The organism is Methylobacterium sp. DB0501, assembly GCF_011043735.1.
GTDB classification, from domain to species: Bacteria; Pseudomonadota; Alphaproteobacteria; order Rhizobiales; family Beijerinckiaceae; genus Methylobacterium; species Methylobacterium alsaeris.
Window position 1 is genome coordinate 60,421 of the sequence record NZ_JAAKGV010000023.1, and the last position, 24,115, is coordinate 84,535.

A 24,115-nucleotide genomic window follows, 5' to 3' on the forward strand; every position below is an offset into this window, starting at 1 on the left:
CGAGGCCGACGTCGGACCGTCGCCGGCGACGCCTTCAGCGTCCTTCGCCGCCGAGCACCAGCCGGAGCGAGCGGGCGAGTTCGTCGCGGCGGTAGGGCTTGTTCAGCACCGGCAGCTCGCCGCGCCCGATCACCTGTCCCTCGTCGAGATTCGCGACGTAGCCCGAGGTGAGCAGCACCTTGATGCCGGGTCGGAGCCGCTGCGCCTCGACGGCGAGCTGCGAGCCGTTCATGCCGCCCGGCATCACCACGTCCGAGAACAGGATGTCGATGCGCTCCACCCCCCTGAGATGCTCCAGCGCCTCCGCGGCGTTGTGGGCGACGACCACCCGGTAGCGCAGCTCCTCCAGGCTCTCGACAGCCATGGCGAGCACCGGCTCGTCGTCCTCCACGAGCAGCACCGTCTCACCCGCGCCGGCCCGGCGCAACGGAATGGCTCCGACCGGCCCGGTCCCGGGCTCCTCGCCGGCCGGGTCGGCCGAGCGCGGGACGCACAGGCTGACCGTCGTGCCCCGCCCGACCTCGGAGTCGATGCGCGCGAAGCCGTTGGCGCTGCGCGTGAAGCCGTAGACCTGGCTCAAGCCCAGTCCCGTTCCCTTGCCGACTTCCTTCGTCGTGAAGAAGGGCTCGAACACGCGCGGGAGCTTGTCGGACGGGATGCCGCTGCCGGTATCGGTGACCGACACCATCACGTAGGGACCGGGCGGCACTCCCTTGTCGGCGACGGCGGCGGTGCCGAGATGGACGTTCCGGGTCGTCACCGCGATGCGGGCGTGGCCGTCCCGCCCCTCCATCGCGTCGCGCGCGTTCACGACGAGGTTGAGCACCGCCGCCTCGAACTGGGCCGGGTCGATGCGGATCGGGTCGATGGCGGGATCGAGGTCGAAGGCCAGCTCGACGGCGCCGCCGGCCGCCCGCTCGGCGAGGGGCCTGAAGTCCAGGAGCAGCCGGTTCGGGTTGAGCGTCTGCGGCCGCAGCATCTGGCGACGGGAGAAGGCGAGGAGCTGCTGGGTCAGTTGCTCGCCGCGCCTCGCTGCACCCATGGCCGCCTCGGCCAGGCGTTTCACGCGCTCGACCTGCTCGGGCCGGCGCAGCATCATGTCGAGCCCGCCGACGATGACGGTGAGCAGGTTGTTGAAATCGTGCGCCACGCCGCCGGTGAGCTGCCCGATCGCCTCCATCTTCTGGGCCTGGCGCAGGGCCTCCTCGGTGAAGCGCTGGTCGGTGCGGTCCATCAGGATGCCGGCGATCCGCATGGCGGCATCCCCCTCGTACCGGATCCGGCCCCTGAGCGCGATCCAGCGCACCTGCCCGTCGGTGCGCCGGATGCGGCATTCGAGGTCGAGCGAGCCGGTCTCGCAGGTCGTCGCGAAGGCGCGCTCGGCGATGTCGCGGTCCTCCTCGACGACGTGCGCGATCAGGCTGTCCCGATCCCAGCCCGGGCCCGCCTCCCCGTACCCGAAGACGGCGTCGAAGCGGGGCGAGCGCCGCGACGCACCGGTGCGGTAATCGATGTCCCAGGATGCCATGCCGGCGGCGTCGAGGGCGAAAGCGAGGGTCTCGTGCGCGGTTTCGACCTCCCGCGTGCGCTCGACCACGCGCCGCTCGAGATCCTCGTTGGCGAGCCGGAGCTGCTCTTGAGCCCGCTCGCGCTCGAGGAGGTGTCCGCGGGCCTGGTACTGGCGGCGGCGCGCCCGCAGGGCGGAGGCCGCGGCGCTGACGAGCGTCTCGGCGTTCACGGGGCGCTCCAGCAGGACGACGTTGCCGAGCCGCGCGAGCCGGTGCGATGCGCGCTCGGAGCGGCGGCCGGCCTGGCGGGTCGCCAGCACGATGAAGGGGAAATCCGACCAGGCCGGCTGTGCGTCGAGCCACGCGAACAGGTCGGCGAGGTCGCCTTCCAGCGCCTCCTCGGTGACGAGGGCGGCACCGGCGCCGGCCCGGAGGCCGTCGAGCCAACCCGCCAGGTCGGGACAGGCTTGCGCGGGCGTGCCGGCCCCGGCGAGCACCTGCCCGGACACCGCAGCATCGCGCCCCCGCGGCGCCAGGATCAGGATGCGCTCCTCGTGCGCCGGGAGGCTCATGCCCTGCCACCAGCCGGTGCCTGGCCGGTCAGCATGGCCACCCTCCCCCGGTAGGCCGGCAGGCCCGTGAGCACGCCCTCGAAGTCGTCGAGCGCCTGGCCGACCTGCACGCCGCCCTCGGACAGCTTCAGTTCGCGGATGGTGCGTTCGTGTGCGTTGACTCGGCTCTTCACCACCGAGAGGGCGGTGCGGACCATGCCCTGGGCCTCGAAGAACCGGAACAGCAGGATGCCGTCGCTGAGATAGCTCAGGTCGATATCCGTGCGGACCTCGCCGACGACGCCGTGCTGGCCGAGGACCAGCAGGGTGGTGACGCCCTGCTGGTTCAGGTAGCTCAGCAACTCGTGCATCTGCAGGATCAGGAACTCCTCGCCCGGCATCGCGTGCAGGTAGGCGTTGAGGCTGTCGATGACGACGACCGTCGAGCCACGCTCCTCCACCGCCTCCCTCGCCATGGCGGCGAACTCGCCCGGCGAGACTTCGGCGGGGTCGATCTGCTTGATGGTCAGCCGCCCGGATTCAACGTGCGGTCTCAGGTCCATGCCGAGCGTGGCCGCCCGGGTCAGCAGGGTCGCGAGGCCTTCGTCGAACAGGTAGTAGGTCGCGCTCTCGCCTCGCTCCAGCGCCGCCTCCATGCAGCGGATTGCGGTCGTGGTCTTGCCGACGCCGGAGGGCCCGAGCAGGAGCATGTTGGTCCCGGGCACGAGGCCGCCGCCGAGCAGCAGGTCGAGCTCGGCCGAGCCGGTGGACTTGGCCACCGGCTCGAAGGCCGCATGGTGCTCGGAGGCGATCAGGCGCGGGAAGACCCGGATGCCGCCGGTCTCCAGGGCGAAGTCGTGGTGGCCGCCGCTGAACTTGATGCCGCGCATCTTCACGATGCGCAGCCGTCGGCGCTCGGATCCGTACTCGCGCGCCATCTGATCCAGGGAGATCACGCCGTGCGCGATGCTGTGGAGCTGGACGTCCCCCGTCTCCGAGGTCTTGTCGTCGAGCATCAGCACGGTGCAGGCGCGCCTGGCGAAGAAACGCTTGAGCGCCAGGATCTGACGCCGGTAGCGCAGCGGGTTCTGGGCGAGCAGGCGCAATTCCGAGAGGCTGTCGAACACCACCCGGTCGGGCTTCGTATCGCCGACGCGGGCGATGACGTCCTTGACGGTCTCGCCCAGCTCGAGCTCGGAGGGATGCAGGATCGATTGCTCGCTGTCGGGATCGAGGCCCATCTCGTCGACGAGTTCGTAGACGTCGATGCCGTCGAGCGACCATCCATGCGTCGCGGCGGCGGCGCGGAGTTCGTCCGCGGTCTCGGACAAGGTGACGTAGAGCGTCCGTTCACCACGGGCCGCCCCCTCGCGAAGGAACTGGAGCGCGATGGTGGTCTTGCCGGTGCCCGGGGTGCCCTCGAGCAGATAGAGCCGGCTCGGGGTGAGGCCGCCGCAGAGAACGTCGTCGAGACCGGGCACGCCGGTCGAGATCCGGGGCTCCTTGCCGGTCGTCCGGCTCATTGCGGTGTCGGTCATCGGGGAAAGTCCAGGCTCCTTGTGGTGGGGTAGGCCCCGTCGCCCGGTACGGTAGCGGTCCCCCCCGACCCGTATTGGCGCTAGCGGACGGCATGTCGGGAATATCGGAGAACGCGACCTCCGCCGGGTGAGGTTCCCACGAATTTCCGCCGGGCAGCAATGCCGCCCTGCGCCATCCGGCGGCTCGGACAGGCCGATCGGTTGCCGCCCATCAGCCCCGGAATTCACGCGCACGACCATCCGGCGGCCGCCCCCCTGACGGCCTGGCTGCCCGACCGGTCTGCGAGCGACCGTGCCCAACTCTTCGCGCGGCGACGGACGCCGGTGGGAGGGGGAAGCCCCGCGACCGTATGGCAATCACGCCGCGGTCATCCCGCGGGTTCTCACCTGTCGCCAGGCCGCGATGGCGACACGGCGGACCTCGTACGCCGTGCGCTGCCGCGTCCCCGGCTCGCCCATGCCGAGAGGGCCGTAGCCATGCAGCAGGACACCGTCGGGCCCGTGGAGGCGCCGCACCTCGGCCCTCCACGCGCGATCGGCCAGAGCCAGTCGGTGCTCGGTCTCGATCAGGCACTGCGCGTTCACCGCGACGCCCGACGCGGTCACCCCTGAAGCGGTCGTCCCTGAAGCGGTCATGGCGCCGCGAGCCGCTTGGTGTTCGCCGCCACATGCTCGCGGTAGCGAGCGATCACCGTCTCGGGCGACCCGCCGAACGAGAGCGTCACCATCGCCTCGCCGGCCGCCGAGACCTTCTCCGTCACCATGGACTGAGCCTCGGCCCACCCCTCGCGACCTCCCCAGGCCAGCCGGATCATTCGCAGTTCGACGACCTTCTGGGCTTCGATCGCGAGCATCATCGAGGACAGGAAAAGGTTGACCATGTTTCGCTCCGCACCGCGGCAGATGCGGCACGAGGTCAACTCGCCGCGACCGTGGATTGATCCGGCTCCGAAACGCAGCGCAGCCCTGCAGGCTGCCCCATGACCGGGGACGGCCCGCGTGCCCGCGCGAGCCGACGGGCAGGACTGGATCATCTCACGCCGTGAGCGGCATCGCCTCCTCGGTCGTCACCCGGAAGCCCACGAGGGTGTTCGGCCCGAAGGTGAGCGTCAGGGGCACATCGGCAGCGTCGCGTCCGTAGGCGATCAGGATCCTGCCGATGCGCGGACTGTTGTTGCGCGGATCAAAGGTGTGCCAGCGGCCGCCCAGGAAGACTTCCATCCACGCCGCGAAATCTCCCGGAGCATGCGGCAGCGGCAGACCGATGTCGCTGACGTAACCGGTGCAATAGCGGGCCGGAATGTTGAGGCAGCGGCAGAACGAGATCGCCAGGTGGGCGTAATCGCGGCAGACGCCACGACGCTCCTCGAAGGCCTCCAGCGCCGTGCGCGTGGGCCGGGAATGCTCGTAGCCGAAGGTGATGCGATCGTGCACGTAGTCGCAGATCGCCTGAACCCGCGCCCATCCCGGCTCCATGGCTCCGAACAGGTCCCAGGCAGTCTGCGACAGGCGATCGGTCTCGCAGTACCGGCTTCCGAGCAGGTAGAGCAACGTCTCCACGGGCAGGCTGCGCACCTCCTCCTGTCGTGCGCCGGTGTCGGTCATGTCCCAGTTGCCATGGTCGCGGACGACCGTGTCGGTCCGTAGCGTGAAACGCCCGGCCGGCGCGACGAGCCGGTTGCACCAGTTCCCGAACGTATCCCGGTATCCCTCCAGGGGCACGGCCGGCACCGTCAACACGTTATCCGGTCTCTCGAGATCGGAGAAACGCGACGCGTGGACGTTGAGCATCGTGACGACCGGCGTGTCCTGCACGAAGTCGTAGATCATTTCACAGCCGACGTGGATGCGCATTGCACTTCTCCGGGGGGACGGCAGGGTCGCGCTCCCCCTGAACGCGGGTCGTGTCGCGTTTCCGGTTCACGTGGCCTCACTCGAACGATTCATGACACGAATGGGCATCCGTTACAGCACGAACCGGGAGTTCTCCCGTTCGCCGCGCCGGAGCGCGGCGTCCGAAGCGGCCACCGGCCCTCGACAGGGCCGCAGCCGGTCGCTCCTAGCGACAAGAGACGAGCGTTCATCCCGGACATTTCGGCTTGGCGAGTTCGCCCGGCCGGCACCCTACGGTCTGGAAATATGATACGGTGGCTTTTTAGAAGGTCACCCAATGAACCGCCAAAAGAATGCAGTGCTGCTTCTGACCACGCTGATCTGCACGACTTTTCTCTCCGGCGTCTGGTCGGGCGTCGAAGCGCGCCCGGCAGGCGCCAGGACTGGTTTGGAGCCATCCGCCGAGCGATCCGTCGATGGGGCCGCGTCCAAGGCCAAATTGGATCCCGCGAAAATCGAGGAGAATGCGAGACAAAGAAGGGATGCCGACCGGAAGCGCGACGCGCGCATGAACAAGCTTGGGAACTCGATCTGCACGGGCTGCGGCGGCCCCATCGTTCCGTTCGACCCGACCGGAGGCGAGCCGAGCACCAACGGCAGGTCGAAACCGCAACGACGCTGAATGCCGGATCGCGGTCCGTCATCATGCACACGGCCGGGCGAGGCAGGCACGGAGACCCGACCGAGACGCCCCTTGCGTCGCAGGATGGATCGGCGCCGATGACCCCGGCTCGCTCGGACGCATTCAAGTCCCGAGCCCGCAGCGCACGATCCAGGGGCGGGACGTCCCCGCCCGCCGATAGGGCGCTTCGTGACCCTGCAGATTTGCGAGCCTGCGGCGACCTTCGGCCGGAACGCCGCCCGACGGAGCCGGCGTCGCAGCCCCGATGGCAGCGCAGCGGCCATGCACGAACCGGCTCGCACGCCTGCTATCGGGCCCCGGCCGCCTGCTGGCTCCAGGCGTACCGGGACGGCGAGGCGCTCCGCACATCGCTCGAACCCGAGCGGGCTACCGTTTCACGCCGGGCTTGCCGCTCGCCACGACTTGGCCCTTCGTGCTCGGTGCGGCAGCGATGACTTTCGGCGTCTCCTTCTTCGGCTTCTTGGCTTCACGATTTCCCCGAGTTCGATCGCTGCCCATCTGGATTTCTCCGATCAGACGTTGGGAGTTTGCGAGTCTCGCGCCTCGGGCCTGGTCGGCTTCGACAGACGCGCGAAGTCGGACAGCACGGCGGCGACCATGTTCTGCAAGCGAGGATCGTCGCAGGAGAGCGTCGCGGCGAACCTCTCGAGCAGGTACCGCGCCTTGTCGGCGGCCTCCGGCCACGTCGCCGCTTCGGCCGCGAAGAGGTGCGCCTCCAGGTCGTGCTGACGCGCGACGAGCCCGGCATGTTGCGCTTTCACGGCAGCTCGCCTGCGGCGCACCTTCGTCGCCTTCTGAGCGGCCATGCCGCGCCGTTCGTCCAGCTCGATCGGGCGGTCCTTCATCCAGCCAACCTTCCATTCTGCGCTGTCGCGTTGCCGGCTCGTCTTGAACGCGTCCGTCGCGGCTCTTCGCCGCCCGCCTACGACTTGCCGGCGCCCTCAGGTGCCATCTTGGACAGCATCCGACGGAACCGGCGAAGGAAGCCGTTGCTCGGACACCGCGATGAGCACGGCACCGGAGCCACGAACCTCTCGTTCCTCGGAGCGAACGAGGATCAAGGGTCGGGAGTGGCCATGGCTGCCGGCGACGATGCCAAGGCGTTCTGGTGGCGCGGGAAGCGTGTGCCGATGCCGCCGACCAGACGCTCGATCAGCATCGTCGATTCACTGATCTGGAGTGCCGCGCCTCTGATCGTCTCGAGGTTGGCTCGTCCAGGCTCGTCGGCACTCCACCAGCGGCCGTTGTCGATGGCTTGGAGCAGGCGACCGATCCGTCTATGATCCTGCTCGATTTGTTCAATAATCTCTGCAGCGTAGGACACGACTATCTCCTGGACTGAAACGACAGCGAAATATGCTGCCAAAGTCGCAGCGTGCGATCATAGGATTTTTGGCCGACAGCATAGGACCGCTCGTAATCGCGCCGGCTTCCTCGCAGGCGTGCCAGTTTCAACCGGCCGACGATCCTGGCAAGACGTCGCTCCTCGCGCGCAATCTTCGACACGATGTCACGGGCGCGATCGCAGAACAGGTTTCTGCCTTCGGTCGCGCTTGTTTCAGTCGCGCTTGGGAATGCTCCAGGACCTGATCCTTCGGAAGCGCGACGATGCAGCTCGGCCCAGGCATTCAGATACCGCAGGAACTTGATGTGGTCGCGTTCCTCGAGGGCCTGCTCGATGCGCCAGCCGAGCAGGCGCAGCCGCAGGCCGTTGATGGCGACACGCAGGGTCGATAAACCGTAAGCTTGGGAATACTGTCGGCGAGAAGGAAGATCGGTGGGCATGGCGCCCTCCGGTGTAGTCCCGGCCCATCGCCACGACACTTATACGTATATGGCTCGCGATGAGCGGATAGCAACTCGAATCCGAAAATACTCGAGAAATTTGCGGCGCGTTCGATGGAATTGTGAGCCGCGAGAATGTCCCAGACCCTAAAGCTGCCGGTCGTCGAAGCTGAGCAATATGTACGCCGACAACCACACTTCCGCGCTTCTCCAGCGAGTCCAGGAGGCCATCGACGCGGCGAAGGGCGTTCGAGCGGAGTCTGCCCGCCTGCGTGCCGACGGGCATGACGTCGCTCTCAAGGTCCGTGCCTCAGCGAACACGCTCCGCTGCATGCGTGAAGAAATGGCATGCCGCCCCGAGGTTGTCGCAAGCCGCCCTCCCATCGGGATCGGTTCGGCCTCGACCACTCGTCAGGGCCGGGCCCGCGTCGCCGGCAGGGATATCCGGGCGAACGGCAGGAAGCTGAAGGCCTGCTCGACCGCGCCGCTCACCCACGGCGCCGAGAGCCGGCGTGAGCGTAGCGCCCTGGCGAATGTCGGCCCAGAGCCCATGCGGACCTGCAAGGGCTCGAGGTCGCAGCCGGGACGGCCGGCGTAGAGCGCGTCGCGACCGCCCTGCCCGTTCGAGCCTGAACGAAAGGCCCCGAGCGTGAGGCGGATCGATGGATCCCGAGCAATGGTGTTGCGCCTCGCCCCTTGTCAGCCTACCAACGCAGGATCGTCGGCACCGATTCACGCCCGTCGGCGCTTGTGAGACATGCGCGCTCCCGGCACACGTTGTGGATCGCGCAATGGCATGTTTTTACTTCGACATCCAAGACGGCCACTTGATCGTCGATGATGTGGGCAGCGAATTTCCGAACGCTCGTGCGGCCCGCGATGCTGCGATCAGGGTTCTCCCGGACATCGCGCGGGTCCATATGGGCACCGGTCAGAGCCGGGAGGTGTCGGTGCTGATGCGCGACTCGGCGGGACACAACCTCTTCGCGGCGACTCTCACCTTGACGACCACGTGGCTGGTTGAGCCGGCGTAAGATGCTCTTGCGCCGGTGCGGGCGGCGAAGCGGCATCGGCACGCCGATTGACGGCAGGATCGCTGCCGCGACATCCACGACGGCGCATGGGACCGCGCCGACGTGGGCGTTCGACGCCCGGATATCGCCGGCGTCGTGGCTCGAGCCACGCGCGCGTCGCCCTCGATGGCGATCGAGCGACGGCCCCGTCCATCAGGACGTGAAGCGCCTGAGAGCCGCTTCGATCCTGCGACGGTCGAACGGTTTGCCGAGCACGATCCCACGCGCCGGGATCTGGGCTTCGTCCCACGGATGCGATGAGATCATCAGGAGCTCGATCGGCGGCCAACGGTCGCGGATCAGCAGAGCCAGCTCCATCCCGGCAGTCGAGCCGCGCATGTCGAGGTCGGTGAAAACCGTGCGGATGTCCGTGCGGGTTTCCAGGATCTGGATCGCCTCGGGAATGCTGGTGACCTCGACCGCTTCGCCACCGGCATTCTCGACGAATTCGACCAGCGCCATCATGAGAATCGGATCATCCTCGACGACGAGCACGCACGGCAGCACGGGGGGCTGAACCTGACCCATCGGATTAGTGGACCTGAACCTGGACGTCGGCGAGTGGGGCGCGGAACTCGGCTCTGAGACCCGACGGCTGGTAATCGAGGGCGGCGCTGCGGGTTCCGAGCAGGCCCATGCGGATGAGCCTGGATCCGAATCCGCCCCTGCCGCGCGGCGGGGTCACCGCCGGGCCGCCGCTCTCGGTCCAGTCGAGCACCAGGGTCGGCATGCCGTCGGCTTCCGTACGCCAGGCCATCCGCACCGTGCCGGCCTCGGCCGACAGCGCACCGTACTTGAGCGCGTTGGTCGCCAGCTCGTGCAGCAGCAGCGAGAGCGACAGCGCGGCCTGTGGATTGATGTCCATGTCAGCACCGTCGAGAGCGAACCGGCCCAGATCGACCTGCATGCTCAACACGCTCTCCATCACTGCGCGCAGCTTGGCGGCCGACCAGCTCTTCTGCATCAAGACGTCGTGGGCGCGCGACAACGCCAGCACCCGGCGCTCGAAGACATCGACTAGATCGCGCTCGGTCACGCCGCGAAGGGTCTGGGTGGCGATGGACTGGACGATCGCGAGGGTGTTCTTGAGCCGGTGAGCGAGCTCGTGGTTGAGGACCGCCTGAAGCTCCTCGGCGCGGACGCGGGCCACCCCGGCCTCGAGCCGGTCGGCGACGTTGCGCAGGAATTCGAGCTCCTCCACCGTCCAGACGCGCGGCCGGACATCGTGGACGATGAGCACCGCGACGGCGCGATCGCGCTCGCGCACCGGCATGTTGACCAGCGCTGCGACGCCGATTGCCAGCAGCGGGTGGGGATCGGCCCCGGTGCGCGGATCGGTGGTCACATCGTCGATGACGAGTGCCTCCCCGAGAGCGAGGCCGGCACCGATATTGCCGTAGCGGGCGAGGCGGTGGCGTCCGGCGATGCTGACCTGCCCCGGTGCGGTCCAGTCGGGCTCGACGTCGACGTGCTCGGCGTCGCCGATGATGCGCCCGAACCCCGCCCGGGTCGCATTCAGGGTCCGGCCGACGATCTCGGCCGCGACCCTGGTCATCGCGCCGACGCTGGTGACGTCGCGAAGGCCGTCGCCGAGTTGCAGCAGAGCGTTGCGACGTGCCTCGGCTTCGATCCGGTCGGTCACTTCGAGGACGATCACCCCGAAGCGGTCGCCGCCCAGCGGGAATGCGCGGCCCTCGTACCAGCGCCGCAGGACGCCGATCTGCCGGGTGAACGAACTGGCTTGGCCGGTTTCGACGACGCTGGCGAAATCCGTCACCCACGCATCCTCGATGCCGGGAAACACCTCGCGGATGGTCCGTCCGGCAACCGTCGCCGCATCGACGCCCACCAGCGCCCCCCAGGCCGGGTTGACTTCGACGTAGCGCCAGTCGGCGATCCGACCCTCGGCGTCGCGGATGACCTCGCCGATGGTGAAGCCCTCGCTCAGGCGATTGAACAGACCCCGCCAATAATCGTCCTTGGCGCGCAGCACCGAGCGGGTTTCGGCGGCAGCCAGGCTGGCAGTGGTCGCGCCGGCAAACAGGTTGAGCAGCGTGAGGTCGTCGCTGCTGAACACATCCGGCCGTGCGGATTGCAGCTTGAGCACGCCGAGCACGGCGCCATCGTGCAGGATCGGCGCGAAGATGGCCGAGCTGAGCTGCAGATGGGCGATGAGATCACGCTTCACGTACGGATCGGTGGCCGCATCGGTCATCCGGTACGGCTTGCTGGTCTGCGCGCAGTAACCCGCGCAGCTGCCGGCCAGCGGCATGCGCAGGCCGGCATGAGCCGCCAGGGTGCCGGCAACGGCTTGGTATTCGAGATGGTCGCCGACCAACACCTCGACCGTTCCCCCTTCGGCCGCCGGGATGGCCTGCATCGCTCCGAGTACCACGGCACGAAGGGCGACAGACAGGTCGGTGTTCGCACCGGTCAGCGCGGCCTGGGTGTCCCGCAAGGCGTCGCGCGCCCGATAGGCCCGGCCTTCATCGGCGCGCACCGCGTCGCGGAACACGATGGCCCGGCGCAGCTCGAGCTGGCTGACCACCTGGTGGGCGAGCGCGCGCAGGTCGTCCTGCTGCTGCGGCGTGAGTCCGTCGGGCCGGGGGGCGTGATCGATCACGCAGAGCGAGCCGAGCACGTGGCCTTCCGGCGAAACCAGCGGCGCGCCGGCATAGAAGCGGATGAAGGGTTCGCCGGTGACCAGGGGGTTGGCGCTGGTGCGGGGGTCGGCGGCTAGGTCCGGGATGATGAGCAGCTGGCCGGGATGGTCCACGGCGTAGGCGCAGACCGAGCTGTTGAGGTCGGTCTGGCACGGCGGGAAGCCCTGACGAGCCTTGAACCACTGCCGGTCGCCGGCAACCAGGCTGACCAGCGCGACCGGGACGCGACAGAGCCGACAGGCCAGCTGCACGATGCCATCAAACCCCGCCTCAGCCGGTGTGTCGAGAATCGCGTAGCTGGCCAACGCAGCCAGCCGCCTGGGGTCAGTGACGAGAACGGGAAGTGGAGCAGGAGGCATGGATCATGAGCTTCGTCAGCTCATGCCATACGGGAGAACCGCGCTCCGGTCAGCAAAATCCGTGCAGGGTCGAGCAGCCGGCGCCAACTGGACCGACAGCTCGGGAGACATTGTCCGGGCATGTTTTCCCAAGATCCGGATTGTCTTTATTCTGACATGCAGGCCAATAATTTCACGATCCTGCACCGTCTCTCAGTGGCGTCGCCCAGCGAGCACGTGGAGATGGGGCCCGGAGAGTTATTCCACGACACAGCCTCACCGCGCGGGGCGGTCTGCCCGATACCGTCCCAGGGTGAGGTTTGAAGCCTGCTCTTCACCATGTCGGAGCAATCTCGATGCCGTCCTCGACGTCGCCGGTGGCCTTCTGTGCCTCGCCCCCGGCTTGCAGCTTTGCGGACCGGTCGCGCTGCCGATGCCTTGCTTGACGTTGCCGACCGTCTCGTTGGCGAGGCCCTTGATCTTGTCGGCAGCGCCGCTCATTGGACCGATCCTGCTGCTTGGGGGAAAAGGACTACATTGGACGCGCGGGACGCGGGCCGCGCATCGGGCCGACCACAGCCGGGATGGCGAACAGCACGATCACCGCGGAGGCCAGCTTGGCGGCCTCGATCGCCGTGCCGCCGATGCGGGGCGGCAACGCGAAAAGGTCACCCCACAGGCCCGACGCGCGGCCGCTCTTCCTTGCGGCGATGCAGAGCCTGAGAGCCTGTGTGATTGATCTTTAAATATATTCAATTCACCGTGTCATTTCGGGGCCGCGCAGCGAAGCCCGAAATTCAGATATTCAATTGGTAGAAGATGGAGCGGCAGGAGAGCCGCTTTGTTCCAAAGCATCCGCGATTCTGGCTTCTGGGCTCCGCTACGCAGCTCCGGAACGACGAGGAGGGTGTAAATACTGTCGACCAGGTCGAACAGGCCCTCAGGATACGAATCGACGACAGCCAGCGCTGGCATAAATCGCCTCCAGCACTCTCCCCCCTTCCCCGGCGACCGGGACACTTCCAGGATCGCCCGGGAAGCGAGAGGGCACCCCTGGCCACGCCCCCACCCCCGCGCTAGCACAGGCTCCCTCCCCTTCCTCGGAGCCTGCGCCTTGCTCGACGACCGCCAGCCGCCGCCCCGCTTCAACGGCGCCCGCTACTGCCTGGAGGCCAATGCCCGGGAGCGCGGCGACAAGCCGGCGCTGATCATGGTCGGCGATCACGGCCGGACCGACGTCATGACCTTCGCCGAGGTCGACCGGGCGGTGCGCGGCGTCGCGGCGGGATTGCGCGATCTCGGCCTCCCGGCGGGGGCCCGGGTGATGATCCGCATGGGCAACGATGCGGATTACGTCGTCACCTACTTCGCGGCGCTCGCCGCCGGACTCGTGGCCCAGCCCTCCTCGCCGCAGCTCACGACGGCCGAGGCGGCGTTCCTGATGCAGGATTCCGACGCTGCGGTGATCGCGGCGGCCGACGAATGTCCCCTCGATCCGGAGGCCTGCCGCGGCCGGATCGTGCTGCGCCGCGACGACGTCGCCCGCCTGCGGGCCGGACCGCCGATCGAGGCATATGCCGACACCGCCGCCGACGACCCGGCGACGCTGGTCTACACCTCCGGCACCACCAGCCGGCCGAAGGGAGTGCTGCACGCCCACCGCACCATCTGGGGCCGGCGGCCGATGCACGATGACTGGCTCGGCCTGCGCGAGGACGACGTGGTGCTGCATGCCGGCACCATGAACTGGACCTACACCCTCGGCGTCGGCATCCAGGATCCCTGGGCCCGGGGCGCCACCACGGTGCTGTATAATGGTCGGCGGGATCCGGCCCTGTGGCCGGCGCTGATCGCCCGCTACCGTGCCACCCTGTTCGCCGCGGTGCCGAGCCTCTACCGGCAGATCCTCAAATACGCCGATCTCCCGGCTCATGACCTCTCGTCCCTGCGCCACGGCATCACGGCGGGCGAGGCCCTGTCGCCTCAGCTGCTGGCCGAGTGGCGGGTGGCCACCGGGACGCCGCTCTACGAGGCGCTCGGGATGAGCGAGATCTCGACCTACATCTCGACGAGCCCGCGCGTCGCCATCAAGCCCGGCTCGCCCGGCAAGCCGCAGCCGGGACGGCGGGTCGCGATCCTGCCCGTCGAGGGCGAGCCGGAGCCGCTGCCGGCGGGCGAGGTCGGGCTTCTCGCCATCCACCGCTCGGACCCGGCCCTGATGCTCGGCTACTGGAACCGGCCCGAGGAGGAGGCTGCGGTGATGCGCGGCGACTGGTTCGTCGGCGGCGACCTCGCCGCCCTCGATGCCGACGGCTACGTCTGGTTCGAAGGCCGCAACGACGACATCATGAACGCCTTCGGCTACCGGGTCTCGCCGAACGAGGTCGAGAGCGCGCTGATCGCCCATCCCGACGTGCAGGAGGTGGCGGTGACCGAGCTGCCGGTCCGCGACGACGTGCGCGTCATCGCCGCCTTCGTGGTGCCGAAGGCCGGCGCGGAGCCGGCGCGGGACGCGCTCATCGCCTGGTGCGGCGAGCGGCTGGCCGCCTACAAGTGCCCGCGGGAGATCGTGTTCGTGGAGGCGCTGCCGCGCACGCCGAACGGCAAGGTGCAGCGCAAGCGCCTCGCCGCCGGGTGACGAGGGTCAGTCGGGCAGGATCGCCACCGCCCGGGTCCAGCCCGCCGAGGCGGCCTTAATCTTCACCGGGAAGCACGCGACCGTGAAGCCGGTCGCCGGCAGGGCCTCGAGATTGGCGAGCTTCTCGATCTGGCAATAGCCGGCCTCGGCGCCGGCCTTGTGGCCCTCCCAGATCAGGCTGGCATCGCGGGTCTCGGCGTAGCGCCGGGCGGTGTGGGAGAACGGCGCGTCCCAGCTCCAGGCATCGGTGCCGACGATCTTCACGCCCTGGCCCGTCAGGTGCAGGGTCGCGGCCCGGCCCATGCCGCAGCCGGTATCGACGTAGTCGGCCTGCCCGTAGCGGGAGCCGGCCCGGGTGTTGACCAGCACGATGTCGAGGGGCTGGAGCACGTGGCCGATCCGGGCGAGCTCCCGGTCGATCTCGTCCGGCATCACCACGTGACCATCCGGCAGGTGGCGGAAATCGAGCTTCACGCCCGGACGGTAGCACCAGTCGAGGGGCACCTCGTCGATGGTGATCGCCCGGGCACCGCCATCCATGGTCGGGTGGTAGTGCCAGGGCGCGTCGAGATGGGTGCCGTTATGGGTGGTGAGCTGCACGCTCTCGACCGCCCAGCCCTGGCCGTCCGGCAGCTCCTCGGGCTTCAGGCCCGGGAACAGTCCGGCCACCATCGGGGCCGAGGCGGCGTGGTCCATGTAGGTGACGGTCGGGCGCTGGAACGGCGGATCCGCCGGAACGTCGTTCTCGATCGCGATCGAGAGGTCGATCAATCGGGGCATTCCGGTGGCTCCTTCGATTGGTATAGCGGCCTGAATCGCCCCGCCGGACGGCCCTGGCAAGCCGGCCGGCCAGGACGCGAGAGCCAGGACATCAGAGCCAAGGCATCAGAGCCAGGACACGAGAGCCCACCATGACGCCGACGATTCGCGAAATCGAGGATGCCGACGTGCCGGCGGTGATCGCCCTGTGGCATGCCGCCGGGGTGGCGCGGCCCTGGAACGACCCGGCCACCGACATCGCCTTCGCCCGACGCGGACCGCACGGGACCGTGCTGGTGGCGGAGCTCGAGGGCCGCGTCGTCGCGAGCGCCATGGCCGGCGAGGACGGGCATCGCGGCTGGCTCTACTACGTGGCGGTGGACCCGGCGCATCAGGGCGGCGGGCTCGGGCGCAGGATGGTCGAGGCGGGGGAGGCCTGGCTTGCCGCGCGGGGCGTGTGGAAGGTTCAGCTGCTGGTGCGGCGGGAGAACGAAGGGGTGCTCGGGTTCTACGATCACTTGGGCTATCGCGACACGACGGCCGTGTGCCTGCAGAAGGTGATCTCGACGGGATCGTGATCGAGGCCGCCGTCGAGGAAGATCTTATCACCGCCTCGGTCAATCACACGCCGCGTCATCCTGGGGCCGCGCAGCGAAACCCAGGACGACAGGGTGGGTATCAGGCCCGTCGTGGCCGTCGACGAAGCGGCGACACGGCCCTCACCCCTCCCCGCCCGGCCAGATCACCCAGTGCAGGTCCGGCGTCTGCGCGAACAGCCGGCGGTGCTGGCTCACCGCGTAATTGTCGGTCATGCCGGCGATGAAGTCGGCGACGCGGCGCGGGGTGCGGGGATCGTCGGGGCCGGTGAGGCCGGCGCTCCACTCTTCGGGCATCCGGGTCGGGTCCTGGCGGAAGGCGGCGAACAGGTCCTCGACGATCGCGGCGGCGCGGCGGCGCACGGCCATCACGCCGGGATGGCGGTACATCCGGGCGAACAGGAAGGTCTTGATGTCCCGGTCGGCCGTCGCGATCGGCTCCGAGAAGGCGATGACCGGGGCCGAGGCATGGCGGATCGCCGCGGCGTCGGCCGGCTGCAGGGCGGCGAGGCGCCGCTCGGCCTCGGCGATCACGTCCTCGACGAAGCGGGTGATGACCCGGCGGGCGAGCTCGTGCACCACCCGCGAGCGCTCGAGCCCCGGATAGGTGCGGCGGATCTCGTCGAGGAGGCCGGCGAGGAACGGCACCTCCGTCAGATCGTCGAGGGAGAAAAGATCGGCGCGCAACCCGTCGTCGAGGTCGTGGGCGTCGTAGGCAATGTCGTCGGCGAGCGCCGCGACCTGGGCCTCGGGTCCGGCGAAGGTCGCGAGTTCGAGGTCGTTGACCGCGTTGTACTCGGTGATCGCCACCGGGATGCCGCTCGTCGCGTAATGCGGCGTCGGCGCACCACCCTGCGTCAGGAGCGGGCCGTTATGCTTGACGAGGCCTTCGAGGGTCTCCCAGGTCAGGTTGAGCCCGTCGAAGGTGGCGTAGCGGCGCTCCAGCCGGGTCACCAGGCGCAGGGCCTGGGCGTTGTGGTCGAAGCCGCCATGCCGGGCCATGCAGGCATGCAGCGCGTCCTCGCCGGTATGGCCGAAGCAGGTATGGCCGAGGTCGTGGGCCAGGGCCAGGGCCTCGGCCAGGTCCTCGTCGAGGCCGAGCGCCCGGGCGAGCGCGCGGGCGATCTGGCTCACCTCCAGGGTGTGGGTCAGGCGGGTGCGATAATGGTCGCCCTCGTGGTGGACGAAGACCTGCGTCTTGTGCTTGAGCCGCCGGAAGGCGGCGGAATGCACGATCCGGTCGCGGTCGCGCTGGAAATCGGTGCGGGTCGGCGAGGCCGCCTCGGGGATCAGCCGCCCGCGCGACGCGAACGGGTCGCTGCCGTAGGGGGCCCGCCAGCGCTCGCCTGTCCGTCTCACGTTCCGGCCCCCCGCCTGCATGCCTGCGCCGCGGGTGCGGCGCAGGGCGTCCCTGCCATTCGTGCGCCGCTGTTGCGGTGCACGGCCTCAATTCTTATGTTGCCATCGCACGCCGGACCCCCACCCGAGAAGCCGTCGATGACCCCGATCACCCTGACGTCCCGCGCCGCCCGCCGCATCACCGAGATCATGGGCTCCGAGCCGCCCGGCTCGATGCTGCGCATCAGCGTGAATGGCGGCGGCTGCTCCGGGTTCCAGTACGCCTTCGACATCGCGCAGGACCGCGCCGCGGACGACCTGGCGGTGGAGCAGGACGGCGCCACGGTGCTGGTCGACCCGACCTCGCTGCCGTACATGGAAGGCGCGACGATCGACTTCGTCAACGACCTCATCGGCCAGTCGTTCAAGATCGAGAACCCGCAGGCCACCGCCTCCTGCGGCTGCGGCACCTCGTTCTCCCTCTAGGCGGATGTCGCAAAAGTGGCTGCCGGTTTTGCGACAAAAATCTGCGACAGCACGAGAGTCTGAGCGGACGAAGCGGTGGCCCGCCAACGCAAGTCTGCCTAGGCACTTTTTTCTGCCTCTCTCTATCCCGGGACGTTCCGCCATGACCCGCTCACTCCCAACGGGCGTGGCCCGGGCCGCGCTCGGTGTCTTCGCCTGCGCGACGGTCGCCGCCGGCCTGCCGGCGGCCGTGCCGCTCCTCGCCGGACCGGCGCTGGCCCAAGGATCTCTGAGCCAAAGACCTCTGAGCCAGGGACCTCTTGCGCAAGGGTCTCCCGCCCAAGACGCGACGGTCGCCCTCGACGACGTGGTGGTGCCGCTGGGTCCGGTGACCCTGAAGGCGCCGAAGCTCGAATTGCGCGGCACCGGCCTGTCCCGGGACGAGGCGCGGGCAATCCTCGATCCGGCCGGCCCCGCCCCGTGGCGGACCCGCCTGGACACGCTCTCCGCCCGCGAGATCGTGATCCCGGTCCTGCGCGTCGAGCAGCCGGCCGGCGACCGCATCCAGGTCGCGGTCTATCACGACGTGGTCGCCCGGGACGTGACGGCGGGCCGGATCGGCACACTGGAGGCCGGCGGCGCCACCCTGACGGTCGAGGGGCCGGGTCCGGACGCCGCCGGCGCCTATGGCCGCCTGAGCGCCCGCGAGATCGACCTGCCCGGTCTCGCCCGCCTGTTCACCGAGGCCGGCGGCCCGGATGCGGCGCCGATCCGGCTCTATGGCGGCATCACCGCCGAGGACATCGCGCTGACCGGCCCCGACGGAGCGGCCCTCCGCATCGCCCGCATCGATGCCCGCGACCTGTCGGGCCGGCCGACCACGATCCCGTGGGGCGAGACGGTGCGGGCTCTGGCGCAGGGAGCCGGGCCTGGCGCCAAGGGGGGGGCCAGAGCCGAGGGGCCGGAGCGGGCGCGGATGGCGGGCCTCGCCGCCGACCTCCTCGACGGGATCAGCCTCGGCGGGCTCGAGATCAGCGGCATCACCCTGGCGGCGCCCGGCGGCGGGCCGAAGCCGACCCCGGTCCAGGCGAGCCTCGCCCGCGTGACCTACGCGCCCGACGGCCAGGGTAAGGCGGAAGGCCAGATGAAGGCCGAAGGCCTGGTGGTCGCGTCCCCGGCCGGCCGCGTCGCCCTCAAGGAGCTGTCCCTGTCCGGCCTGTCGCTCAAGCCGGTGCTGGAGGGCCTGCGCCGCGCCGCCGCCGGGCCGCTCGACCCGGCCGAAATGCGCCGCTACGCCCCGTCCCTCGGCACGATCGCGGTGCAGAGCCTCGATGTCGACCTGCCGGCGCAAGGCCCGGGTCCGGACCCGCTCCAAGACCCGCTCCAAGCCTCGGGCCCGCTGCGCTTCGCCGTGCGCAGCGGCACGCTCACGATGAGCGAGCCGCGCGATGGCGTGCCGACCGCCTCGCGCCTCGCCGTCGACGGCTTCACCTGCGCGGTGCCGCCCGGCACCACGGCGCCCGTCCTGTCCGACCTCGCGGGCCTCGGCTACACCACTCTCGACCTCTCCGGCGTGGTCGATGCCCGCTGGGACGAGGCGGCCCGGGAGGTGACCTTCCGCGACGTGACGCTCTCCGGCAAGGACATGGGCACCGCCCGGATCACCGGGACGATCGGCGGGATCGGCAAGGAGGTGTTCGACCCCGAGCCGATGGTCTCGTCCCTGGCGCTGCTCGGCGCCAGCGCCAAGTCCTTAGGCCTCACCTTGGACAATGGCGGGCTGTTCCAGCGCTTCGTCGACCAGCAGGCCAAGGCCCAGAGCCTGAAGCCCGAGGAGTTGCAGCGCGAATACGGCACCGCCGCGATGCTGGGAATTCCGGCCGTGCTCGGCGGCTCGCCCTCCGCCAAGGCTTTGGGTCAGGCGGTGTCGCGCTTCGTCGTCAAGCCCGGCCGCCTCTCGGTCAGCGCCGCCGCCAAGGATCCCGGCGGGCTCGGCCTGATGGATTTCAGCACCGCCCCCAGCCCGGGCAAGATCTTCGACCGCCTGACGGTGGACGCGACCGCGGAGTGACGCGGAGATCGTACGAGGGGCGGATCGCCTCGTCTCGTAGGCTGTGGGGCTGGCCCGCAGACCTCCCGTCATCCCGGGTTCTCGCTCGCAGCGCGACCCGGGAGGCGGTTGCGGGGGTCGGTCCCGTCGAGAACAGCCGGGCGGCCTTTCACGGCGAGGCCGTGGGGACAGCATCGAGCGACGGCCCCGCTCGCAACACGGCACGCAATCACGCTGCAATCGCTACGGCCTAAACGCCCCTCCAACGACGGCTCGATGCGGCCGAAGTGGAGGAACGAGGATGCCGAGCGTCATTCGCATTGTGTGCGCGGGGATCATCCTGGTCGGCGGGAGCCACCTGTCGCCGGCCCGGCCGGCCCACATCGTGCCGATCGACCGGGCGAGCGACGTCGCGAATGCCGCCCCCTCTCCCGGGAGCACCTGCCCCTTACGCGCGTGGCCGTATATCGGCTGACCCCATATCGGCTGACCCCGGCCGATCCCGCGTGGATTCAGAAGGCCGACCGGGGCCTCGAAGGCGGAAAGGCGGCCCCTCCCCCGATCCCGCCGCTCAATACGCGTTCTCGGTCTTGAACAGGGCCAGCGGGGTCATCGCCAGGATCTGCAGGTCGAAGAACACCGACCAGTTCTCGATGTAGTACAGGTCGTGCTCGACGCGGCGCTGGATCTTCTCGTTGGTGTCGGTCTCGCCGCGCCAGCCGTTGATCTGGGCCCAGCCGGTGATGCCGGGCTTCACCTTGTGGCGGGCGAAATAGCCGTCGACGACCTGATCGTAGAGAGTGTTGGCGGCCTTGGCCTGCAGGGCGTGCGGGCGCGGCCCCACGAGGGAGAGGTCGCCCTTCACCACGTTGATGAGCTGGGGCAGCTCGTCGAGCGAACTCTTGCGGATGAAGCGGCCGACCGGGGTCACCCGCGGGTCGCCCTTCGTGACCACCTTGGCGGCGGTGTAGTCGCATTGGTCGGTATACATCGACCGGAACTTGTAGACGTCGATCACCTCGTTGTTGAAGCCGTGGCGCTTCTGGCGGAAGAAGACCGGGCCCGGCGAGGTGAGCTTCACGGCGAGGCCGACGGCCAGCATCACCGGCGAGAGCAGCACCAGCAGCACGGCGCCGACGACGCGGTCGAACACGCCCTTCACCACCACGTCCCAGTCGGCGATCGGCCGGTCGAACACGTCGAGCACCGGCACCGAGCCGAGATAGGAGTAGCTGCGCGGACGCAGGCGCAGCTTCGAGGCGTGGGCCGAGAGGCGGATGTCGACCGGCAGCACCCAGAGCTTGGCCAGCATCTGCAGGATGCGCGCCTCCGCCGAGATCGGCAGGGTGAACACGATCAGGTCGACCTTGGTGCGCCGGGCGAAGGTGACGAGGTCGCTGACGGTGCCGAGCTTCGGGTAGCCGGCGACCACGTCGGCCGAGCGGCCGTCGTTGCGGTCGTCGAACAGGCCCACGACCTTGAGGCCGGAATCGCTCTGCGCCTCGATCGCCCGGATCAGCGCCTCGGCCGGCTCGCCCCCGCCGACGACGGCGACGCGCCGGTCGAAGCGGCCGCGCCGCATCTGCGCGCTCACCACCAGCGACAGGACCAGTCGCTCGACCATCAGCAGGGCGAGGCCGCCGCCATAGACGCTGACCAGCCACAGCCGCGAGTAGTTGTCACCGAGCTTGGCGAGGAACAGGGCCGTCGCGGCCAGCAGCATCACCAGCGACCAGCCGAGCACGACCCGGGCGCCGACGCTGAAGAAGGCCCGGAACGCCCGGATGCCGTAGGCGCCGAGCGCCTGCAGCACCAGCACGGTGAGGGCGGCCAGACCGAGGATCGCCGCGATGTAGCCGAGATGCAGCGGCACCACCCCGGCGAGCAGCCAGCGCTGCGCGCACAGGCCGGCGAGCGCCACGAGGGTGAACTCGACCGCCCGGACGCAGCCGGTGAACACCACCGGCGAGACGCCGGGGTCCGGCCGCACCGGCGCCACCGTCTCGGCGGGGGGCACGGCCTCGCGACCCCGCGGGTCGGCCGCCACGGTCTTCAGGATGTCGCGGACGTCGAACGCACTCATGGGCACGGCTTCCGGTCTCGGTTCGCGGGGGGGCACCGCGTCGGTCGAGGGTGGGGTCGCGAGCCTGCCCGGGAGCCTTGAGGGAAGGCTTAAGGCGACCCCGACAGGATTGTCGAAAATCGACCGCATCCGGGCGCCCGGGGCGCCCGACGCGGCTCAGCCTCGGGCCCGATCGCGCTTGTCCCGCGCGGCGGCGTAGCCGGCGAGCCCGTCCTCGGCCATCTTGGTCATGGAGAAGCGGCAGCGGACGAAGGCGCTGAGCGCCGCCGCCTCGCCGCGGCGCTCGGCAGGATCCTGGTCGACCTTGCGCAGGATCGCGGCGGCGAGCACCGCGGCGTCGCGCGGCGGCACCAGGGCGGGAGCGGCGGGGCCGAAGATCTCCGGGATGCCGCCGACATCGGTCGAGACCAGGGGCTGGGCGCCCGCCGCCGCCTCGAGGATCACGTAGGGCAGCGACTCGGCGAGGGAGGGGACCACCATCACGGTGGCGCGGCTCAACGCGGCCCGGATCGGCTGGGGCGGCTCGAACTGCACGTCCTGCGCCAGGCCGAGGGCGGCCACGCGCTCGCGCAGGGCGGCCTCGTCCGGGCCCGATCCGACCACCAGCAGGGTCAGGCGCCGCCCGTGCTCCCGGCGCAGGCGCGCCAGCGCCTCGAACAGCACCGGCACGCCCTTCGCCTCGCGCAACTCGCCGATATAGACGAGGTCGAGCGGGTCGGCGGCCGGCATGATCGGGGCGAATTCCTCGGCACCGATGCCGTTGTGGACCACCCGCGTCAGCCGGTCGGTCGGCCCGACATAGGCGCGATAGCGCCCGGCGATGTACTCGCTCTCGAACAGGAAGACGTCGGTACGGTGGGTCAGCAGGCCCTCCGCCCGCATGTAGAGGCGGTGCAGCGGCGTCCCGGGCCGGTAGTTGAAGCTGCCGCCATGCGGCGTGTAGGCCCGCACCGGACGGGCGCGCTTGCCCGTGGGCGCAAGCCGGGCGAACAGGCCGCCCTTCGAGCCGTGCCCGTGCAGCACGGTCGGGCCGGTGCGGCTCACCAGGGCGGACAGGGCGGACAGGGCCGCGAGGTCGCTCGGATGCGGGTTGCGGCGCATCGGCAGCCGGGTGATGCCGAGGGACAGGTGCGGCGCCAGCTCGGCGAGGGTCGCCTCCGCCCGGGCGCCGCCGGTGCTCGCGTCGCAGAACAGCCCGACCGCGTGGCCGGCCGCCGCCTGCAGGCGCGCGACGTCGAGGACGTGGCGGAACAGGCCGCCGACGGGCGCGCGGAACACGTGCAGGATCCGCTCGCGCGGGGCGTCCGCCGGCCGGGACGCAGGGGCGTCGTCCGGCGGCGCGGGGTCTGCGGCGAGGCGGAGCTGGGAGGCGGCCACGGGCTTGATCCTCAAGGCGGATGACGGCGCCGCGTCGTGCGGCCGCCACCATCTCGCCTCGAGCCCGTGGCCGGGAGGTTAAGGGCCGGGATCGAAGTCCAGTCCGGGCCGGACGCGCTGATCGCGTGGTTAACCGCCGGTCAGCGCAAGTCGAGGACCGGCGTCAGAACCAGCGCTCCTTGACGACGATCGTGTCGCCGGGCCGGACCGGATAGGTCATCGGCACGATGCCGGAGACGAGGCCGGTCGGACCCTCGCGGGTGAGCACGGCGTAGTCGCGGGCGGCGCGGGGGCCGAAGCCGGCCGCGATGGCCACCGCCGTCTCGACCGTCATGCCGCTCACGAAGGGGTACTGGCCCGAGGTGGTGACCTCGCCGAGGATGAAGAACGGCCGGTAGACCTCGACCTCGACCGTGACGTGGGGCTCGCGGACGTAGCCCTCGCGCAGGCGCGCCTCGATGGCGCGGGCGGCCTGCGCGGTTGAGCCGCCGGCGACCTTGACCGGGCCGATCAGCGGCATGGCGATGCGCCCGGCGCCGTCCACCGCGTAAATGTTCGACAGGTTGTCCTGCCCGAACACGATCACCCGCAGCTTGTCGCCGGCGGCGAGCGAGTAGGCGCCGCCGATCGAGCCGGTGCTGGCAGTCTCGTCGAGAAGCGCGGTGCGGTATTCCGGCCGCAGGCAGCCTCCGAGGGCGAACGTCGTCGCCACGGTCGTCGCCATGCCTGTGAGGAGGGCGCGTCGGTTCATCGCTTCCGGCCAGTCCAGAGTGTCGCGGCGGGGTGTCGTCCCCTGGTTGTCCCCAGCTCTAGACCG

23 protein-coding genes are annotated in these 24,115 nt (G+C 69.8%); 7 read left to right on the forward strand and 16 right to left on the reverse strand.

Annotation, left to right across the window (positions count from 1 at the left end; all coding sequences use genetic code 11):
- Nucleotides 1-34: 34 nt before the first annotated feature.
- The 5 genes from G4G93_RS28180 to G4G93_RS28200 form a co-directional block, all read right to left on the reverse strand.
- Nucleotides 35-2,080 carry an ATP-binding protein gene (locus tag G4G93_RS28180; protein ID WP_165089447.1) on the reverse strand — a complete coding sequence of 682 codons (2,046 nt, stop codon included), beginning with the start codon at nucleotides 2,078-2,080 and terminating at the stop codon, nucleotides 35-37.
- Complete coding sequence (locus tag G4G93_RS28185; RefSeq protein WP_165089450.1) at nucleotides 2,077-3,597, reverse strand: ATPase domain-containing protein; 1,521 nt, start codon at nucleotides 3,595-3,597, stop codon at nucleotides 2,077-2,079. The genes G4G93_RS28180 and G4G93_RS28185 overlap by 4 nt, the downstream gene beginning before the upstream one ends.
- Nucleotides 3,598-3,954: 357 nt before the next feature.
- Nucleotides 3,955-4,203, reverse strand: a complete 249-nt coding sequence (locus G4G93_RS28190) for a hypothetical protein (RefSeq protein ID WP_312892283.1) — start codon at nucleotides 4,201-4,203, stop codon at nucleotides 3,955-3,957.
- 26 nt (nucleotides 4,204-4,229) lie between these two features.
- Entirely contained in the window at nucleotides 4,230-4,478 is a 249-nt protein-coding gene (locus G4G93_RS28195; RefSeq protein ID WP_165089453.1) for a hypothetical protein, read from the reverse strand.
- A 154-nt stretch (nucleotides 4,479-4,632) separates the two neighbouring features.
- Nucleotides 4,633-5,451, reverse strand: coding sequence for a transglutaminase family protein (locus G4G93_RS28200; protein WP_165089455.1), 819 nt, complete (start codon nucleotides 5,449-5,451; stop codon nucleotides 4,633-4,635).
- Between the two features lie 316 nt (nucleotides 5,452-5,767).
- Between G4G93_RS28200 and G4G93_RS28205 the strand changes: the two genes are divergently transcribed.
- Nucleotides 5,768-6,112, forward strand: a complete 345-nt coding sequence (locus G4G93_RS28205) for a hypothetical protein (protein ID WP_165089458.1) — start codon at nucleotides 5,768-5,770, stop codon at nucleotides 6,110-6,112.
- A 533-nt stretch (nucleotides 6,113-6,645) separates the two neighbouring features.
- Here G4G93_RS28205 and G4G93_RS28210 read toward each other — a convergent pair.
- The 3 genes from G4G93_RS28210 to G4G93_RS28220 form a co-directional block, all read right to left on the reverse strand.
- Nucleotides 6,646-6,978: a hypothetical protein gene (locus G4G93_RS28210; RefSeq protein ID WP_165089460.1), complete on the reverse strand. Its 333-nt coding sequence runs from the start codon at nucleotides 6,976-6,978 to the stop codon at nucleotides 6,646-6,648.
- A gap of 212 nt (nucleotides 6,979-7,190) precedes the next feature.
- On the reverse strand, nucleotides 7,191-7,457 hold the full coding sequence (locus G4G93_RS28215) for a hypothetical protein (RefSeq protein WP_165089463.1): 267 nt from the start codon (nucleotides 7,455-7,457) through the stop codon (nucleotides 7,191-7,193).
- A gap of 2 nt (nucleotides 7,458-7,459) precedes the next feature.
- Complete coding sequence (locus G4G93_RS28220) at nucleotides 7,460-7,918, reverse strand: hypothetical protein (RefSeq protein WP_165089466.1); 459 nt, start codon at nucleotides 7,916-7,918, stop codon at nucleotides 7,460-7,462.
- Between the two features lie 791 nt (nucleotides 7,919-8,709).
- Here G4G93_RS28220 and G4G93_RS28225 point away from each other — a divergent pair.
- Nucleotides 8,710-8,952 carry a DUF6894 family protein gene (locus G4G93_RS28225; RefSeq protein WP_165089468.1) on the forward strand — a complete coding sequence of 81 codons (243 nt, stop codon included), beginning with the start codon at nucleotides 8,710-8,712 and terminating at the stop codon, nucleotides 8,950-8,952.
- A gap of 192 nt (nucleotides 8,953-9,144) precedes the next feature.
- On the opposite strand, the gene G4G93_RS28230 is transcribed toward G4G93_RS28225, so the two are convergent.
- The 3 genes from G4G93_RS28230 to G4G93_RS28240 all read right to left on the reverse strand — a co-directional run bounded on the left by G4G93_RS28230 (nucleotide 9,145) and on the right by G4G93_RS28240 (nucleotide 12,967).
- Nucleotides 9,145-9,519 (reverse strand): response regulator, encoded by a 375-nt coding sequence (locus tag G4G93_RS28230; protein ID WP_165089470.1) that lies wholly within the window; start codon nucleotides 9,517-9,519, stop codon nucleotides 9,145-9,147.
- Nucleotides 9,520-9,523: 4 nt separating this feature from the next.
- Complete coding sequence (locus G4G93_RS28235) at nucleotides 9,524-11,959, reverse strand: GAF domain-containing protein (protein WP_246737073.1); 2,436 nt, start codon at nucleotides 11,957-11,959, stop codon at nucleotides 9,524-9,526.
- A 798-nt stretch (nucleotides 11,960-12,757) separates the two neighbouring features.
- On the reverse strand, nucleotides 12,758-12,967 hold the full coding sequence (locus tag G4G93_RS28240) for a hypothetical protein (protein ID WP_165089476.1): 210 nt from the start codon (nucleotides 12,965-12,967) through the stop codon (nucleotides 12,758-12,760).
- A 139-nt stretch (nucleotides 12,968-13,106) separates the two neighbouring features.
- Between G4G93_RS28240 and G4G93_RS28245 the strand changes: the two genes are divergently transcribed.
- Complete coding sequence (locus tag G4G93_RS28245) at nucleotides 13,107-14,630, forward strand: acyl-CoA synthetase (RefSeq protein ID WP_165089479.1); 1,524 nt, start codon at nucleotides 13,107-13,109, stop codon at nucleotides 14,628-14,630.
- A 6-nt stretch (nucleotides 14,631-14,636) separates the two neighbouring features.
- Here the strand turns inward: G4G93_RS28245 and G4G93_RS28250 are convergent, their stop codons facing one another.
- Complete coding sequence (locus G4G93_RS28250) at nucleotides 14,637-15,410, reverse strand: cyclase family protein (protein WP_165089482.1); 774 nt, start codon at nucleotides 15,408-15,410, stop codon at nucleotides 14,637-14,639.
- A gap of 131 nt (nucleotides 15,411-15,541) precedes the next feature.
- On the opposite strand from G4G93_RS28250, the gene G4G93_RS28255 reads away from it, so the two are divergent.
- A complete protein-coding gene (locus G4G93_RS28255) occupies nucleotides 15,542-15,967 on the forward strand; it encodes a GNAT family acetyltransferase (protein WP_165089485.1) in 426 nt (141 codons plus the stop codon).
- Nucleotides 15,968-16,108: 141 nt separating this feature from the next.
- Here the strand turns inward: G4G93_RS28255 and G4G93_RS28260 are convergent, their stop codons facing one another.
- Entirely contained in the window at nucleotides 16,109-17,365 is a 1,257-nt protein-coding gene (locus G4G93_RS28260; protein ID WP_165089489.1) for a deoxyguanosinetriphosphate triphosphohydrolase, read from the reverse strand.
- A 117-nt stretch (nucleotides 17,366-17,482) separates the two neighbouring features.
- On the opposite strand from G4G93_RS28260, the gene G4G93_RS28265 reads away from it, so the two are divergent.
- From G4G93_RS28265 to G4G93_RS28275, 3 genes are all read left to right on the forward strand, one after another.
- Entirely contained in the window at nucleotides 17,483-17,809 is a 327-nt protein-coding gene (locus G4G93_RS28265) for a HesB/IscA family protein (protein ID WP_165089492.1), read from the forward strand.
- A 142-nt stretch (nucleotides 17,810-17,951) separates the two neighbouring features.
- Nucleotides 17,952-19,859: a hypothetical protein gene (locus G4G93_RS28270; protein WP_165089495.1), complete on the forward strand. Its 1,908-nt coding sequence runs from the start codon at nucleotides 17,952-17,954 to the stop codon at nucleotides 19,857-19,859.
- 280 nt (nucleotides 19,860-20,139) lie between these two features.
- On the forward strand, nucleotides 20,140-20,313 hold the full coding sequence (locus tag G4G93_RS28275; RefSeq protein ID WP_165089497.1) for a hypothetical protein: 174 nt from the start codon (nucleotides 20,140-20,142) through the stop codon (nucleotides 20,311-20,313).
- Between the two features lie 96 nt (nucleotides 20,314-20,409).
- Here the strand turns inward: G4G93_RS28275 and G4G93_RS28280 are convergent, their stop codons facing one another.
- The 3 genes from G4G93_RS28280 to G4G93_RS28290 all read right to left on the reverse strand — a co-directional run bounded on the left by G4G93_RS28280 (nucleotide 20,410) and on the right by G4G93_RS28290 (nucleotide 24,049).
- Nucleotides 20,410-21,921: an undecaprenyl-phosphate glucose phosphotransferase gene (locus tag G4G93_RS28280; RefSeq protein WP_165089500.1), complete on the reverse strand. Its 1,512-nt coding sequence runs from the start codon at nucleotides 21,919-21,921 to the stop codon at nucleotides 20,410-20,412.
- A 156-nt stretch (nucleotides 21,922-22,077) separates the two neighbouring features.
- The gene (locus G4G93_RS28285; protein ID WP_165089503.1) at nucleotides 22,078-23,298 is read right to left on the reverse strand and encodes a glycosyltransferase family 4 protein; all 1,221 of its coding nucleotides are present in this window, start codon (nucleotides 23,296-23,298) and stop codon (nucleotides 22,078-22,080) included.
- Between the two features lie 163 nt (nucleotides 23,299-23,461).
- On the reverse strand, nucleotides 23,462-24,049 hold the full coding sequence (locus tag G4G93_RS28290; RefSeq protein ID WP_165089505.1) for a polysaccharide biosynthesis/export family protein: 588 nt from the start codon (nucleotides 24,047-24,049) through the stop codon (nucleotides 23,462-23,464).
- Nucleotides 24,050-24,115: the final 66 nt, after the last annotated feature.

Coding starts and splice junctions, on each gene's coding strand:
- G4G93_RS28250 (WP_165089482.1), bottom strand. CDS start 15,410: ATGCCCCGATTGATCGACCTCTCGATCGCGATCGAGAACGACGTTCCG.
- G4G93_RS28205 (WP_165089458.1), top strand. CDS start 5,768: ATGAACCGCCAAAAGAATGCAGTGCTGCTTCTGACCACGCTGATCTGC.
- G4G93_RS28220 (WP_165089466.1), bottom strand. CDS start 7,918: ATGCCCACCGATCTTCCTTCTCGCCGACAGTATTCCCAAGCTTACGGT.
- G4G93_RS28195 (WP_165089453.1), bottom strand. CDS start 4,478: ATGGTCAACCTTTTCCTGTCCTCGATGATGCTCGCGATCGAAGCCCAG.
- G4G93_RS28240 (WP_165089476.1), bottom strand. CDS start 12,967: ATGCCAGCGCTGGCTGTCGTCGATTCGTATCCTGAGGGCCTGTTCGAC.
- G4G93_RS28270 (WP_165089495.1), top strand. CDS start 17,952: ATGACCCGCTCACTCCCAACGGGCGTGGCCCGGGCCGCGCTCGGTGTC.
- G4G93_RS28180 (WP_165089447.1), bottom strand. CDS start 2,080: ATGAGCCTCCCGGCGCACGAGGAGCGCATCCTGATCCTGGCGCCGCGG.
- G4G93_RS28265 (WP_165089492.1), top strand. CDS start 17,483: ATGACCCCGATCACCCTGACGTCCCGCGCCGCCCGCCGCATCACCGAG.
- G4G93_RS28255 (WP_165089485.1), top strand. CDS start 15,542: ATGACGCCGACGATTCGCGAAATCGAGGATGCCGACGTGCCGGCGGTG.
- G4G93_RS28230 (WP_165089470.1), bottom strand. CDS start 9,519: ATGGGTCAGGTTCAGCCCCCCGTGCTGCCGTGCGTGCTCGTCGTCGAG.
- G4G93_RS28225 (WP_165089468.1), top strand. CDS start 8,710: ATGGCATGTTTTTACTTCGACATCCAAGACGGCCACTTGATCGTCGAT.
- G4G93_RS28260 (WP_165089489.1), bottom strand. CDS start 17,365: ATGCAGGCGGGGGGCCGGAACGTGAGACGGACAGGCGAGCGCTGGCGG.
- G4G93_RS28275 (WP_165089497.1), top strand. CDS start 20,140: ATGCCGAGCGTCATTCGCATTGTGTGCGCGGGGATCATCCTGGTCGGC.
- G4G93_RS28210 (WP_165089460.1), bottom strand. CDS start 6,978: ATGAAGGACCGCCCGATCGAGCTGGACGAACGGCGCGGCATGGCCGCT.
- G4G93_RS28290 (WP_165089505.1), bottom strand. CDS start 24,049: ATGAACCGACGCGCCCTCCTCACAGGCATGGCGACGACCGTGGCGACG.
- G4G93_RS28200 (WP_165089455.1), bottom strand. CDS start 5,451: ATGCGCATCCACGTCGGCTGTGAAATGATCTACGACTTCGTGCAGGAC.
- G4G93_RS28280 (WP_165089500.1), bottom strand. CDS start 21,921: ATGAGTGCGTTCGACGTCCGCGACATCCTGAAGACCGTGGCGGCCGAC.
- G4G93_RS28185 (WP_165089450.1), bottom strand. CDS start 3,597: ATGACCGACACCGCAATGAGCCGGACGACCGGCAAGGAGCCCCGGATC.